General features: G+C 64.8%; 17 protein-coding genes and 1 riboswitch. Of the genes, 7 read left to right on the plus strand and 10 right to left on the minus strand.

The genetic code is table 11. From position 1 onward, the window contains the following. Positions 1–28 precede the first annotated feature (28 nt). The 5 genes from egtB (at position 29) to thiC (ending at position 6,691) form a co-directional block, all read left to right on the plus strand. Positions 29–1,300, plus strand: coding sequence for an ergothioneine biosynthesis protein EgtB (gene egtB, locus SOM26_RS12440; RefSeq protein WP_320453040.1), 1,272 nt, complete (start codon positions 29–31; stop codon positions 1,298–1,300). A gap of 2 nt (positions 1,301–1,302) precedes the next feature. Beyond that, positions 1,303–2,280 (plus strand): L-histidine N(alpha)-methyltransferase, encoded by a 978-nt coding sequence (egtD, locus tag SOM26_RS12445; RefSeq protein ID WP_320453041.1) that lies wholly within the window; start codon positions 1,303–1,305, stop codon positions 2,278–2,280. 196 nt (positions 2,281–2,476) lie between these two features. Then, a complete protein-coding gene (locus SOM26_RS12450) occupies positions 2,477–3,433 on the plus strand; it encodes a ferritin-like domain-containing protein (protein ID WP_320453184.1) in 957 nt (318 codons plus the stop codon). Between the two features lie 34 nt (positions 3,434–3,467). Beyond that, positions 3,468–4,487 (plus strand): ferritin-like domain-containing protein, encoded by a 1,020-nt coding sequence (locus SOM26_RS12455; RefSeq protein ID WP_320453042.1) that lies wholly within the window; start codon positions 3,468–3,470, stop codon positions 4,485–4,487. A 220-nt stretch (positions 4,488–4,707) separates the two neighbouring features. After that, positions 4,708–4,798: riboswitch (TPP riboswitch) on the plus strand. A 45-nt stretch (positions 4,799–4,843) separates the two neighbouring features. Further along, a complete protein-coding gene (thiC, locus tag SOM26_RS12460) occupies positions 4,844–6,691 on the plus strand; it encodes a phosphomethylpyrimidine synthase ThiC (RefSeq protein ID WP_320453043.1) in 1,848 nt (615 codons plus the stop codon). 132 nt (positions 6,692–6,823) lie between these two features. On the opposite strand, the gene SOM26_RS12465 is transcribed toward thiC, so the two are convergent. The 5 genes from SOM26_RS12465 to ung form a co-directional block, all read right to left on the minus strand. Beyond that, a complete protein-coding gene (locus SOM26_RS12465) occupies positions 6,824–7,597 on the minus strand; it encodes a DUF3800 domain-containing protein (RefSeq protein WP_320453044.1) in 774 nt (257 codons plus the stop codon). Between the two features lie 48 nt (positions 7,598–7,645). Next, complete coding sequence (locus tag SOM26_RS12470) at positions 7,646–7,906, minus strand: Txe/YoeB family addiction module toxin (protein WP_320453045.1); 261 nt, start codon at positions 7,904–7,906, stop codon at positions 7,646–7,648. Positions 7,907–7,908: 2 nt separating this feature from the next. Next, positions 7,909–8,154 (minus strand): type II toxin-antitoxin system Phd/YefM family antitoxin, encoded by a 246-nt coding sequence (locus tag SOM26_RS12475; RefSeq protein ID WP_320453046.1) that lies wholly within the window; start codon positions 8,152–8,154, stop codon positions 7,909–7,911. A 37-nt stretch (positions 8,155–8,191) separates the two neighbouring features. Beyond that, the gene (locus SOM26_RS12480; RefSeq protein ID WP_320453047.1) at positions 8,192–8,503 is read right to left on the minus strand and encodes an alkylphosphonate utilization protein; all 312 of its coding nucleotides are present in this window, start codon (positions 8,501–8,503) and stop codon (positions 8,192–8,194) included. Positions 8,504–8,586: 83 nt separating this feature from the next. Beyond that, positions 8,587–9,282, minus strand: coding sequence for a uracil-DNA glycosylase (ung, locus tag SOM26_RS12485; RefSeq protein WP_320453048.1), 696 nt, complete (start codon positions 9,280–9,282; stop codon positions 8,587–8,589). A 111-nt stretch (positions 9,283–9,393) separates the two neighbouring features. Between ung and SOM26_RS12490 the strand changes: the two genes are divergently transcribed. Next, complete coding sequence (locus SOM26_RS12490) at positions 9,394–9,774, plus strand: hypothetical protein (protein ID WP_320453049.1); 381 nt, start codon at positions 9,394–9,396, stop codon at positions 9,772–9,774. Here the strand turns inward: SOM26_RS12490 and SOM26_RS12495 are convergent. After that, entirely contained in the window at positions 9,764–10,246 is a 483-nt protein-coding gene (locus tag SOM26_RS12495) for a DUF1810 domain-containing protein (protein ID WP_320453050.1), read from the minus strand. The genes SOM26_RS12490 and SOM26_RS12495 overlap by 11 nt on opposite strands. A 62-nt stretch (positions 10,247–10,308) precedes the next feature. Between SOM26_RS12495 and SOM26_RS12500 the strand changes: the two genes are divergently transcribed. Beyond that, positions 10,309–10,815 (plus strand): Ivy family c-type lysozyme inhibitor, encoded by a 507-nt coding sequence (locus SOM26_RS12500; RefSeq protein ID WP_320453051.1) that lies wholly within the window; start codon positions 10,309–10,311, stop codon positions 10,813–10,815. A 210-nt stretch (positions 10,816–11,025) separates the two neighbouring features. Here SOM26_RS12500 and SOM26_RS12505 read toward each other — a convergent pair whose 3' ends face one another. From SOM26_RS12505 to SOM26_RS12520, 4 genes are all read right to left on the minus strand, one after another. Then, positions 11,026–11,910, minus strand: coding sequence for a MipA/OmpV family protein (locus SOM26_RS12505; RefSeq protein ID WP_320453052.1), 885 nt, complete (start codon positions 11,908–11,910; stop codon positions 11,026–11,028). 71 nt (positions 11,911–11,981) lie between these two features. Next, entirely contained in the window at positions 11,982–12,410 is a 429-nt protein-coding gene (locus SOM26_RS12510; protein WP_414712056.1) for a DUF2141 domain-containing protein, read from the minus strand. Continuing rightward, a complete protein-coding gene (locus SOM26_RS12515; RefSeq protein WP_320453185.1) occupies positions 12,325–13,116 on the minus strand; it encodes a sterol desaturase family protein in 792 nt (263 codons plus the stop codon). The genes SOM26_RS12510 and SOM26_RS12515 overlap by 86 nt, the downstream gene beginning before the upstream one ends. A 347-nt stretch (positions 13,117–13,463) precedes the next feature. Then, the gene (locus tag SOM26_RS12520) at positions 13,464–13,976 is read right to left on the minus strand and encodes a GNAT family N-acetyltransferase (protein WP_320453054.1); all 513 of its coding nucleotides are present in this window, start codon (positions 13,974–13,976) and stop codon (positions 13,464–13,466) included. Between the last annotated feature and the right edge of the window lie 10 nt (positions 13,977–13,986).

Below are 13,986 nucleotides of genomic sequence, written 5' to 3' on the forward strand. Positions count from 1 at the left end.
GGCTCCCCATTATTCCGGGGAGCGCCCAATGCCGACCCTTTTTCCGTCCTCTGCGGCGATCCCGATACCTGCCGATTCTCTGTCATCCCGCTATCAGGCGGTGCGCGGGCTGACCCTCGCCCTAACCGCGCCGCTGTCCGACGCGGATGCCACCATCCAGTCGATGCCGGATGCCTCGCCCGCCAAGTGGCATATGGCGCACACCACCTGGTTCTTCGAAACCTTCGTGCTGCGCGACCATGTCGCGGGTTATGCGCTGCACGATCCGCGTTTTCCGTTCCTGTTCAACAGCTATTACGAGGCGGAGGGCAAGCGCCATGCGCGCCACCGTCGCGGCATGATCACCCGCCCGACGCTGGACGAGGTGCGTGCCTATCGCGCCCATGTCGATGCGGCGATGCTGGCGGCGTTGCCCGACCTGCCGCACGAAGCGCGCGAGCTGGTGGCGCTGGGATGCCATCACGAGGAGCAGCATCAGGAACTGTTCGTCACCGACATCCTGCACCTGTTTTCCGAAAATCCGCTCGAGCCCGCGCTCTTCAACCCTGAGGCGAAGACGCCGGTGGCGATGCCCGGTCCGATCGGCTGGATCGAGGGGCGGTCCGGGATCGTCGAGGTCGGCCATGCCGGCAAAGGCTTCGCCTTCGATTGCGAGGGGCCGCGTCATCAGGCGCTGCTCCACCCGCACGCCATCGCCGATCGTACCGTCACCAATGCCGAATGGATCCGGTTCATCGAGGATGGCGGCTATCGCGATCCGCGTCTGTGGCTGTCGGATGGCTGGGCCTGGGTCAAGGCAGAGGGGATTGCCGCCCCGCTCTATTGGGAAGAGCGCGACGGCGGCTGGACCCGGTTCGGGCTGGACGGACGCCGCGCGATCGACCCCGCCGCGCCGGTCACCCATGTCAGCTTCTACGAGGCGGATGCCTATGCCGCCTGGGCTGGTGCGCGCCTGCCGACCGAGTCCGAGTGGGAAGCCGCAGCGGCCGCGCATGACGCGGCGGGCGGCAACCAGCTCGACGGTGCGGGTGCGATCGAGCCGCGTCCGTCACCCGGCGGCCCGGCCTTTTTCGGCGATGTCTGGGAATGGACCGGCAGCGCATACCGTCCCTATCCCGGCTTCCACCCCGTCGAGGGCGCGGTCGGCGAATATAATGGCAAGTTCATGAACGGGCAGTTCGTGCTGCGCGGCGGCAGCTGCGCCACGCCGCGCGGCCATGCCCGCGCCTCTTACCGCAACTTCTTCTATCCCCATCAGCGCTGGCAATTCACCGGCGTTCGCCTGGCAAAGGACCTGTAATCATGCTGAAGCCCGAGATCGAGGACGGCCAGATGTCGCTGGCCGACCCCGCCTTCCGCGCCGACGTCCTTGCCGGGCTGGAGCGTCGTCCGCGTGCCATCCCCGCGCGCTGGTTCTACGACCGCAAGGGGTCGGAGCTGTTCGAGGCGATCACCGACCTGCCCGAATATTATCCGACCCGGACCGAGACGGCGATCCTGAAGACCATGTGCCCCGACCTGATCGCGCATGTCGGCACCGGCCGTGCTGTCGTCGAGTTCGGTTCGGGATCGTCGACCAAGACGCCGGTGCTGCTGCGCTGTGTCGCGCCGTCGGCCTATGTGCCGATAGACATTTCGGGCGACTTCCTGCGGGAATCCTCGCGCAACCTTCAACAGGCGTTCCCGGACCTGCCGATCCACCCGCTGGAGGGCGACTTCATGCGCCCGCTCGCGCTGCCCGCGATGGTCGCCGACGCGCCCAAGCTGGGCTTCTTCCCCGGCTCGACCATCGGTAACATGACGCCCGCCATGGCAACCGATCTGTTGCGCGCCATGCGCGGCTCGCTGGGCGAGGGGGCGATGCTGCTGATCGGCATGGACCGGACCAAGCCGAGTGACGTGCTGGTCCCGGCTTATGACGATGCGCAAGGGGTGACGGCGGCGTTCAACCGCAACCTGCTCGACCGGATCAATCGCGAGCTCGACGGCACCATCCCGGTCGAGGCGTTCCGCCACAAGGCGGTGTGGAATGATGATCGCTCGCGGATCGAGATGCATCTGGCCGCCGAGGAGGATGTCGCCTTCACCATCGAGGGGCGCCCCTTCGCCATGTCCACCGGCGAGACGATCCATACGGAGAACAGCCACAAATACGGCCCGCGCGACGCCAAGATCCTGCTGCGCGCCGGGGGCTGGACCCCGATCATGGACTGGACGGACCCGGATCAGCTGTTCTCGGTCTATCTGGCCGAAGCGCAATCGGTTCGTCCCGCGCCATGACCGTTCTGGCTTACCGAAATAAACCAAAAGTAATTTTGATTAAATTTAGGCGTCTTTTTGAAATTTTGGACGTTCGAGAAGCTGGCTGGGCCAAGGCTTCTTAAAAACAGACCTTGTGCTTCGCCCTGTGAAGAGTTTGTAAGTCGGTTACGAAACGACGGATAACTCTTCATGGTTCCTGACCGGGAGGAGCATGATGACTGAAAGCGAACAGCTGCTCGACGCCTTGGATGCGCGAGTTGAGCGCCGCAACCAGCGGCGGGATTTCTTCAAGACAGCGATGGGAGCGGCGGCGGCAGGCGTCACCGCCTTCACCCTGGCCAGCAAGGCCGGGGCCCAATCGACCGTAACCGACGCCGATGTCCTGAACTTCGCGCTGAACCTCGAATATCTCGAAGCGCAATTCTATGCCTTCGCGGCCAACGGCACGGGGCTCGCCTCAAGCCAGCTGACCGGTACGGGTACGCAAGGCGCGGTGACCGGCGGTCGCAAGGTGAACTTCACCGATCCGGTCGTCGCCCGGTACGCCCAGGAGATCGCAGCGGACGAGGCGGCGCATGTCGCCTTCCTGCGCACCGCGCTCGGCACGGCGGCGGTCGCGCAGCCCGCGATCAACATCTCCGGCGATGCCGATGGCGCCTTCACGGCGGCGGCGCGTGCGGCCGGGGTCGTGTCGTCCACCGGCACCTTCGACCCTTATGCCTCGGACGAGAATTTCCTTCTCGGCGCCTATATCTTCGAGGATGTCGGCGTGACCGCCTACAAGGGCGCCTCGCCGCTGATCAGCAACAAGACCTTCCTCCAGGCCGCCGCCGGTATCCTGGCGGTCGAGGCATATCATGCCGCGATGGTGCGCGGTGCGCTCTATGCCAAGGGAATGCAGACGCCTGCGCTGATCACCGCCGCCGGGCAGATTTCCGACGCGCGCGACAGCCTGGACGGCACGAGCGACCTCGATCAGGGCATCGCCGCCCAGACGATCAACGGCCAGCTGGTGTCCAACATCGTGCCGCTCGATACCAATGGCATCGCGTACAGCCGCACGCCGGGCCAGGTCCTCAACATCGTCTATCTGAACCGTGCGTCCGTCACGCTGGGTGGGTTCTTCCCCGCCGGCGTCAACGGCAACGTGCGCGCCAGCGCGGCGAACTGATCCCCTTTTTCCTCCTCTGGAGAGGATTTTCATCATGAGCGAAGAACGCTTCATTCTCGATGTGATCGAAGAGGCCTCGGCCAAGCGCCGGTCCGATCGCCGCCGTTTCATGCGCATGGCCGCCGGTGCGGGGGCCGTGGGTGGCCTGGCCATGCTGGGTGCCTGTAACAACGACGACGACAATGTCATCGTCGTGCCGACCCCGACGCCGACTGCCGCCGCGACCGGATCGGTCACCGATGCCGACGTGCTGAACTTCGCGCTTCAGCTCGAATATCTCGAAGCGCAGTTCTACAGCTATGCCGCCTTCGGCACGGGTATCAACAGCGCGCTGCAGAGCGGTGTCGGCACGCAGGGCGCCGTCGTGACCAGCACCAGCGGACAGCCGCGCCAGGTCGCGTTCCAGGATCCGATCGTCGCGCAATATGCGCGTGAGATCGCCTATGACGAGATTGCGCACGTCAACTTCCTGCGCAGCGCGCTGGGATCGTCAGCGGTGGCGCAGCCCGCGCTGAACCTGTCGGGCGATGCCAACGGCGCCTTCACGGCGGCGGCCCGCGCGGCCGGTGTCGTGTCGTCGACCGGCACCTTCGACCCTTATGCCTCGGACGAGAACTTCCTGCTCGCGGCCTATATCTTCGAGGACGTCGGGGTGACCGCCTATATGGGCGGCGTTGCCCTGCTGACCAACAAGACCTTCATCGAGGCGGCGGCGGGCATCCATGCGGCCGAGGCCTATCATGCGGGCCTGGTCCGCTCGGTCCTGTATCGCAAGGGGCTGAGCAATGCGTCGCTGATCACCGCGGCGGGCCAGATCTCCGACGCGCGCGACAGCCTGGACGGGTCGACCGATCTCGACCAGGGCATCGTGGCGACGGTGAACGGCACCCAGACGGCCAACATCGTCCCCGCCGATTCCAACGCGATCGCCTTTGTCCGCACGCCGCAGCAGGTGCTGAACGTCGTGTATCTGAACAAGGCGGCGGTGACCGGCGGCGGCTTCTTCCCCAACGGCCTGAACGGCAACGTGCGCACCAGCGCCGCCAGCGGCTGATACGGGGCGACATGGGCGGTGGGCTTTTCCTTTTCCCAAGAGGGAAGGGCAGGCCCACCGACCCGATGCAGGCCCCGAGCCCTATTCCTCCCAAGGGGCCCTTGCCCCGATCGGTTTCCAGTCCCCTGACCGGTCGGGGTTCTTCTTGTCCGGGGCGGAGCGGACAGGATGACCGCAAAACCCCTTCTTATCCGCCGCGAACTCGATTATGACGGTGGCATCCCCGGGGGAGCGCTGGCCTGCGCTTGAGAGGGGGGCAAGAGCCCCTGACCCGCTGAACCTGATCCGGCTGACACCGGCGTAGGGAGGGAGCGGCCCCATCTCTCATGGTCCGTTTCCTCCGCATGGAGTGGACTATGGCAGATATCCCCGCAAAGGCCGAGATTGGCGTGACCACCGGCCCCATTCGTGGTTCCAAGAAGATTCATGTCGGCCCGCTGGGCGTCGCGATGCGTGAAATCCATCTCGACCCGTCATCTGGCGAGCCGCCGCTGCGCGTGTACGACACCAGCGGTCCCTATACCGATCCGACCGCGCGTATCGACATCATGGCGGGCCTGCCGCAGATCCGCCGCGACTGGATCGAGGGGCGCGGCGATGTCGAGGCCTATGACGGCCGCGAACTCCGTCCCGAGGACAATGGTCAGCTCGGCCCCGACCGGTCGGGCGGCGTGCCGCAATTCCCGCGCACCGGGCTGAACCGGCCGCTGCGCGCGCGTGCGGGCACGAACGTCAGCCAGATGCACTATGCCCGCCGAGGCATCATCACGCCCGAGATGGAATATGTCGCAACCCGCGAGAATCTGGGCCGCGAGATGCTCCGCGAATATGTCCGCGACGGTGAGAGCTTCGGCGCGGAAATCCCCGACTACGTGACGCCCGAATTCGTCCGCGACGAAGTGGCGCGCGGCCGGGCGATCATTCCCAACAACATCAACCACCCCGAATCCGAGCCGATGGCGATCGGCCGCAACTTCCTGGTCAAGATCAACGCCAATATCGGCAATTCGGCGGTCGCCAGCAACGTGGCGTCCGAGGTCGACAAGCTGGTCTGGTCGATCCGCTGGGGTGCGGACACGGTCATGGACCTGTCGACGGGGCGCAACATCCACGACACGCGCGAATGGATCATCCGCAACTCGCCCGTGCCGATCGGCACCGTCCCCATCTATCAGGCGCTGGAAAAGGTCGGCGGCATCGCCGAGGAACTGACCTGGGAGATCTTCCGCGACACGCTGATCGAACAGGCCGAGCAGGGCGTCGACTATTTCACCATCCATGCCGGCGTCCGCCTGCCCTATATCCCGATGACCGCCAAGCGCGTCACCGGCATCGTGTCGCGCGGCGGATCGATCATGGCGAAATGGTGCCTGGCGCATCACAAGGAGTCGTTCCTCTACGAACGCTTCGACGAGATCACCGAGATCATGAAGGCCTATGACATCGCCTATTCGCTGGGCGACGGCCTGCGCCCCGGCGCAATCGCCGACGCCAATGACGAGGCGCAGTTCGCCGAGCTGTACACGCTGGGCGAACTGACCAAGCGCGCCTGGGAGCAGGACGTACAGGTGATGATCGAGGGCCCCGGCCATGTGCCGATGCACAAGATCAAGCAGAATATGGAAAAGCAGCTGGAGGCGTGCGGCGAGGCGCCCTTCTACACCCTCGGGCCGCTGACCACCGATATCGCGCCGGGATACGACCATATCACCAGCGGCATCGGTGCCGCGATGATCGGCTGGTACGGCACGGCGATGCTCTGCTACGTCACGCCCAAGGAGCATCTGGGCCTGCCCGACCGCGACGACGTGAAGGTCGGCGTGGTGACCTACAAGCTGGCCGCCCACGCCGCCGACCTGGCCAAGGGGCATCCGGCCGCCAAGATGCGCGACGACGCGCTGAGCCGCGCCCGCTTCGAGTTCCGCTGGCGCGACCAGTTCAACCTGTCGCTCGACCCCGACACGGCGGAATCCTACCACGACCAGACGCTCCCGGCGGAGGGCGCCAAGACCGCGCATTTCTGTTCGATGTGCGGCCCGAAATTCTGCTCGATGAAGATCACGCAGGAGGTTCGGGAATTTGCCGCGAAGCAGAACGCGCCGGTCGAAACCTTCGTCGCAGCAGAGGATGCCGAGGCGGGGATGCAGCAAATGAGCGAGAAATTCCGCGAGAAGGGTGGGGAGGTTTACCTTCCGGCGGAGTGATTCGGAATTTAACTCAGGTCAGCATATGTCGCATTGACGGAGTCAAGAAAATTCGTATATAACCTGAAGAACTCCCCCGAAGGTAGGCCTTCCACCAAAGGTGAAAGGAGCCGCGCTCTAGCGGTGATCAGTTTATGATCTAACTTCGGGGGACGCTTGCCGCAGCTTGCGATGCCAGATGGTATATTTCCCATCTATAGATGTATCTTGATGTAGATCTCTGATCCCCGCTCGGCGCAGAATGTACCTTGCTAGTTCGAGCTTATGCGGTGAGGCGTTTTCCTGTTCGTAATGCTTATTTATGCCGTATGCGAGTGCGCCCAATAGTAAATCAACCAGTTGGAGAAGGGGCGTCTTTGATGAATCGCGAAATTGGCAGCGCCTGAATGGCCAGTCGCGATTATCACCCTTCTTATGGCGACCATGGTTTAAAATATTCTTCAAATCATCTGGCCGCTGATTTGTGTCTCGGTAATCTGGATAGAGGTGAAAGAGGCCGCTTTTTTGTAATCTCGCGCATTTGGTGGCAAGGTTATAAAGCTCTTTGTTGAATCCAATTTCTCGAGATCCACTATTGAATCTTTTATGATTAAGTTGAGTTGTGTCGACAATTAGGCTGTGGAACTTGGCAGCGGAGAGAGCAGGGTCATCAAAAAAGCAATCAACGTAGCGTTGGTACGCTGCAAATTTCGCCTTCGAAACTTTGCCCCATTTGATTTCGCCGTGTGGCAACTCGGGCAAACGTGCAACCGAAAGAGTCATGTCAGATGGCGTAACAGACATAGCTGGTAGCAAAATTGCGCCAAGCACCAGATAGCGGTTCTTTGTTTGGCTGCTTTCGTCGATGTATATATCCCATAGCTCCTGCGTCGGTGGAGCATCGGAATTTTGAGCATTGCCATTCATGCAAGTACCGTGGCACAATATCTAAGTAATTGGCAAGATTGTGGCTTATCAGTAATGATACCGACACTGCGCCACTTGCAGCACCTGCTCGTCGCCGCTGCCCGCCACCCGGTACACCAGTCGATGTTCATGGCTGATCCGGCGCGACCACCAGCCTGACAGGTTGCCGCCCAGCGGTTCGGGCTTGCCGGTCCCCTTGAACGGGTGACGACGGCATTCCTCGATCAGGGCATTGAGTTTGTCGCAGAGCTTGGCGTCATGGTCCTGCCAATGGCGATAATCGTCCCACGCCGTTGGCCAGAAGGCCACTCTCACGGAAAGGGCACGCCTTCGTCGCCCGCCTCGAACCCGCGCACCGCGTCCAGCAGGCGTTCGGCGTTCTTGGGCGATTGCAGCAGGTACAGCGTCTCTTCGATCGACGCCCATTCGCTGGCCGAGATCAGCACGGCCCCTTCACCCCGCTGGCGGGTGATCGCCATGGGCGCGCGGTCGGCGACGACCTTGTCGATCATCGCCTCCAGATTTTCGGCCGCTTCGTCATAGGAGACTGCCTGCATGGGGCCATGCTCTCCTACGCTATGCCGAACGTCAACCTCACCGCTTCCGCACGAACTCCGCCCTCAGCACCAACCCCTTGATCCCGTCGAACTTGCAGTCGATTTCCTGCGCGTCGCCGGTCAGGCGGATGGACTTGATCAGGGTGCCGCGCTTCAACGTCTGGCCTGCGCCCTTGACGGTCAGGTCCTTGATCAGCGTCACCTGATCCCCGTCGCTCAGGACGTTGCCGACCGAGTCCCGCACCACGACCGCGTCGTCGTCGCTAGCCGTCCCGCCCTTTGCGGCGGCGTCGGCGGCGCTGATCCATTCGCCGGTCGCTTCGTCATACACATATTCGTCGTCGGCCATTGCGCGTCTTCCTTGTCCGATAGGGGAATGGCGGCGCTATGCGCGCTCGGCCGAAATGATGCCAGTGTGATTACAGATGCAATTCAGGACAGCGGCGGCAACGCCCAGTCGATCGCTTCGCGGCCATGCTCGACCAGAAAGGCGTTGGCCCTGGAAAAGGGTTTCGATCCGAAGAAGCCGCCCCGCGCCGACAGGGGCGAGGGGTGGACGGAGGTCAGGACGCAGTGCCGCCCCGCGCCCATCTCGCGCACGAAACCCGCCTTCTTCTGGGCATAGGCGCCCCACAGGATGAAGACGACCGGCTCGGGCCTGGCGGCGACGGCGCGGATCACGGCGTCGGTGAAGCGCTCCCACCCGCGCCCCTGATGCGACGCGGCCTGTCCCATGCGCACGGTCAGCACCGAGTTGAGCAGCAGCACCCCCTGCCGCGCCCAATGGTCGAGCAGCCCGTGGGCGGGCGGGGTCAGCCCCAGGTCGGTCGCCATTTCCTTGTAGATGTTGACTAGGCTGGGCGGCGGCCGCACGCCGGGCTGAACCGAAAAGGCTAGGCCATGCGCCTGACCCTCGCCATGATAGGGGTCCTGCCCCAGGATCACGACGCGCACCTGGTCCAGCGGGGTCAGGTCCAGCGCGCGAAACCACTCGGTGGGGCGGGGGAAGACGCGCTGGCCGCTGGCGCGTTCCTCGGCCAGGAAGGTCTTGAGCGCCTGCATATAGGGCTCGTCGAACTCGGACCGCAGGGGCTCGAGCCAGCTTTCGTGCAAGCGGATGTCACTCATGCGGATTGTCTTGCCGTTGGTGGTCGACTGGCGCAACCGGCGTCGGTCATAATCGTTATGCAACCGATATGGTCGCCATTCCGGCGGCCGCCTATCTGGAGGAACAGGATCATGCAGCGTTCCACGATCGCCATGGCCGTCTTGGCCGCGGCCCTGCCGCTGGCGGCATGCGGCTCGTCGAGCGAACCCGCCAACAATGCCGCGGCGACCGCGACGGCCAACGGCACCGAAATGAGCGCCGACACGCTGGGCGCCAAGATCCGCGCCCTGCCCGAGGGCCAGCGTCGCGGCACGCTGTTCCGCGCGATCCGCGATGCCGGGCCGTCGGGGGCGAGCTGCCAGTCGATCACCGCCATGCAGGAGGCTGCACCGACCAACGGCAATCCGACCTGGAACGCCGTCTGCGACGATACGACCCAGTGGTCGATCGTGCTGACCGCCGACCAGTCGGCCAGCGTCACCGGCCCGGGCCCGGTCACGATCAAGAAGTAACCGCGCCAGGGGCTCGACCGTGCGGGGCGTCGCCGCCCGGTCGGTCGAGCCTGGCCAGCGTGGCATTGTCGGCCTGTCCGTCGAAGAACCGGTCGAGCCCGGCGCGGAACGGCGCCGGATCGGCGGCCACGGCGGCGAACAGGGTCAGCGAGGAGCGCAGCTTCATCGCGTCGATCGCGCCGAAGATCGCCTCCGCCGACCCCGGTGCCGCGATGGCCACGTCCAATGCGTCGTGCAGGCGCGGGCCGAGGAGCGGATGCGCCAGATAGGCGCGCGCCTCCGCCGCATCGCGGATCGCGTAGAATTGCGCGGTCGGGCTGCGGCCCAGCCCGGCGATCTGCGGGAACAGGAACCACATCCAGTGGCTCTGCTTCCGTCCGCGTCGCAATTCGGCGATCGCGTTGGAATAAATGGACGTTTGCGCCTCGACAAAGCGGGCGAGCGCGGCATCATGATCGGGCGGACGGGTCATGGAGCTGGCAACCGGCCATGACGTCGAAGCGTTCCGTGACAAGACTGTCCCAGGAGAGTGCAATGCGCCGTTTCGCCTTCCTTGCCCCCTTGGCCCTCCTCGCGCTGTCGGCGTGTGGCGGCGGTGGCGGGGATTCCGATTCGGATGTCGCGCCTGGCAACTTCACCCCGCCCGGCACCGCACGGCCGACACCGATGCCCGGCGTGGCGCAGGTCAACCCGCTGACCGCCTATATCGGCCATTATCCCGGCGACGCGGTGGACGGCGTGACCTTCTTCGACCGCACCGAAGTGGCAAGCGCGCTGCACGACGCGGTGGGCGACCAGCAACTGGTGAAGCGGATCATGTCGCGCGGCGCGGTGACGGTGCCGATCTTCCGCCGCGGCGAAGAGGCGATCGGCGCGCATGGCTGCACCCCGCATGACTGTTCGGACAACAACTGGATGGTCGAGATCAACCTGAAATCGTCCAAGGCGCGGGTCTGCTATCACGACCGCGAGACGATGGGCGACCACAGCCAATGGTATATGGGCGGCGCGCCGGTGACCCAGCCGGGGGAATGCCCGTAGGCTTACGGTTTCTCCGACTGCGACAGGTTGGAAGGGGGGCAGCACCTCACCTCAAGCACGCCCCTCCCGCAGGCGGGAGGGGATGGGGGAGGGAAAGCCACAGGCGAGAGGCTCGGTGAGACCCCATGCCCTCCCCCAACCCCTCCCGCTTGCGGGAGGGGAGAATACGAAGCGGTGGATATACCGCTCTGCCGGAGCCTTTCCGGATACTTAGAACGTATAGGCTAGGCCCAGGGCGCTCAGCCACTGGCTGCGCGATCCGGCCTGCGACACGATCGGGCTGTCGCCGAAATCGCCGACCACCCGGCCATAGGTCAGGCCGCCGACGACCTTCCAACCCTTCAGCAGGTTGCCCGTGATCGAATAGGTGGCGAGGCCGCCGATCGACCAGTCCTTCCACCCTCCGCGCGCATTATAGACGGGCAGGCCGCTCGCCGCGCTCTGATCGGGGGTGATCGAGTAATAACGACGGGCATAACCACGCCCGACCCGCTCGGCGGTGGCGAACAGCCCGACCGCCGCCTTGGTCGACAGCGGCGTGAAATAATTGACCGATGGCTGCCAGATGCCGCTGTCATGCACGCCGGTCACGTCATGGCGATAGCTGAGCGAGACGGACAGGCGGTCATAGGGGCTGGTGACGACGCCGATCTTACCGATGCCGACATAGCCGCCGAGCTCGACCGCCGCGCCGATCTTGCCCAGCGCGCGAACGCGGCTGTCGTCGATCTGCGAGGGGGCGGTGCGGTCCAGGTTCACGACGCCGATCGGTCCCGCCTGGATATCCCAGTCGCGATTGGCCTTGTCGCCGATCAGGTCCACCGACAGGCGGTTGCCGATATAGGTGATGGTATGCCCGTCGATATAGGCGAGCGCGGCGGGGGCGGGGGTGAACTGATAGTCGTTCGACCCTTCGTAATCCGGCAGATAGGCCGCCGCCAGACCGACCGTGATGGTGTTCTTGCCCAGCTGGCCCGTCATTTCGGCCGCGGCCGGGCTGGTGGGGACGGATGTGTCCTGCGCCATGGCAGGCACCGACAGGGAAAGCGCGCCCATGGCGATCAGCGGGGCGTAAACGCGCGGGAAAAGGCGCAAGACGGAAAACTCCCTGAATGGATTATCCGAAATGCAACGCCACGGTAACGATTTCGCTCCGGCGCCGAAGCCTAGAAGATGTAACGCATTTTGATCTGTTGTGTTTCGGCCACAGAATCGAGCGTGAAGCGCGCTGCGGCAAAGCGCGGCGGGCCGAAGCGGATCACCGGATTGCGCGAAAAACCGAAACCTTCGCGGGGGATGCCAGCCAGCGTGTCGAGCTTGGCGTTGCTGTTCTCGTCATGGATGACCGCTGCGGCATAATTGCCATGCGGCAACCCGTCGAGGTGCAGGCCGCGCTGTCCGGCGGGCACCGTGCGGGTCAGGGCGCGGGCATCGTCGACACAGGCGGGGAAATTGTCCGGATCGGCGGTCAGGCAGAGGCGGATCAGCCCCTTGGTCGAGCGAAGCTGGTCAATCCCGATGTCCAGTCGGCTGACCGGTGCCGCGCCGATCAGCGGGAAGGCGGTCAGGGGCAGGGCGGCCAGCAGCAGCGCCACGCCGCGCGGCCTGCGCATGGGCACGCGCGAAGTCGCCAAGGCCCCGGTCCGTTCCACACACTCGGTCCCAGAAACGGAAATAGAGTCCATAATTGCACCCATATTGCTCATGATGCCGTTGGTGGTGGCTGGCGGTGATGAGCCACCCCCCCAGGCGCCCCTGCCACATGAAACGGGGAAAGATTTCCCATCCCATATGGTTGGTCACGCCCATAACGGTCATGATCGTCAGGACCAAGCCGAGCGCGCCGATGTGAATCGGAATCAGAAAGACGAGTAGCGGAATTACCACAGCGCCGGTCACCGCCTCGATCGGATGAAACGCCATCGCGGCCCAGGCGGTCGGAGGGCGGCTGGCATGGTGGACGGCATGCGCGGCCTTGAAGACGGCCGGGCGGTGCATCCAGCGATGCGTCCAGTAGAACCAGGTGTCGTGCGCAAAGAGATAGAGCAGCACCGACACCGGCAGATACCAGAGCGGCCAGGCATGGGCATCGGCGTAGATCCGCGTCCACCCGCGATTCTGCCAGCCCCAGGCGACGATCCCGGCGGGCACGCCGTAGATCGCGGCGGAGGCCAGGCTCCACCAGATCTCGCGTCGGATCTGCGGATCGAGCCCGGCATACAGGTTCGGATGCCGCGCCCGCGTCGCCAGCGCAAACGCCCCCGACGCCAACAGATAGCGGACACCGACGATCAGCGTCATGGCGATGGCGGACAGGATCAGGGCAAGCGTCACGGGGGCCTTGTACCCTATCGAAGGCGGGGCTTGAACCGAGAACCTTGGATGCGCGGCCTTTTGTTCGCGCGGGGGCGCGGAGAGATTCGGATGGGCGTCGGCCTTGGGTGTCCATTCGGCGTTCGCCTGTGCCGCACCGTCGATGATGGGATGGCCTGTCGGTCGGGGGCTTCCCCTCCGCGTCTCCGCGCGAACACGACCTCCACCTCCGTTCAGGCTGAGCGAAGTCGAAGCCTACGCCTCACTCTGTCGGCGAGCGCATCCCGTGCACTTCGACTTCGCTCAGTGCGAACGGAGGTTGGGCAAGGGGAGGATCACCCCCGGTGGAAAATCAGGATCGCCCGGTCGTGATAGACCCCCTCGACCGGCGCGCCGTAACCCAGCTTCTCCGCCAGCCGGATCGAAGCCATATTCCCCGGATCGATGATGCAGCAGGTCCGCTCGATCCCCTGTGCCTCCGCCCAGCCGAGCACCGTGCGCATGGCCTCGCCCGCATAGCCCTTGCCCTGCGCCGCCGGGACCAGCGTCCACCCCGCCTCGGGCACGGTCAGCTCGGGCGCGATCGCACGCCGCGACTCGAGCAGGCCGATATCGCCCAGCACTGTGCCGGTCGTGCGGTCGCACACCACCCAGGCGCCATATCCGAACACCGTCCAGCAGCCGACCGACCGCAACAGGCGAATCCACACATCCTCGCGCGCACGCGGCTTGCCGCCGATCATCCCGTACACCGCCGGGTCGGCCCACATCGCGGCCAGCGCGTCGAGATCGTCGGGGTGATGGCCGCGCAGGGTCAGCCGCTCGGTGGTCAGGGTCGGGGCGCTCATGCGCCGCAGC

Source organism: Sphingomonas sp. CFBP8993, from assembly GCF_034044895.1.
GTDB lineage: Bacteria > Pseudomonadota > Alphaproteobacteria > Sphingomonadales > Sphingomonadaceae > Sphingomonas.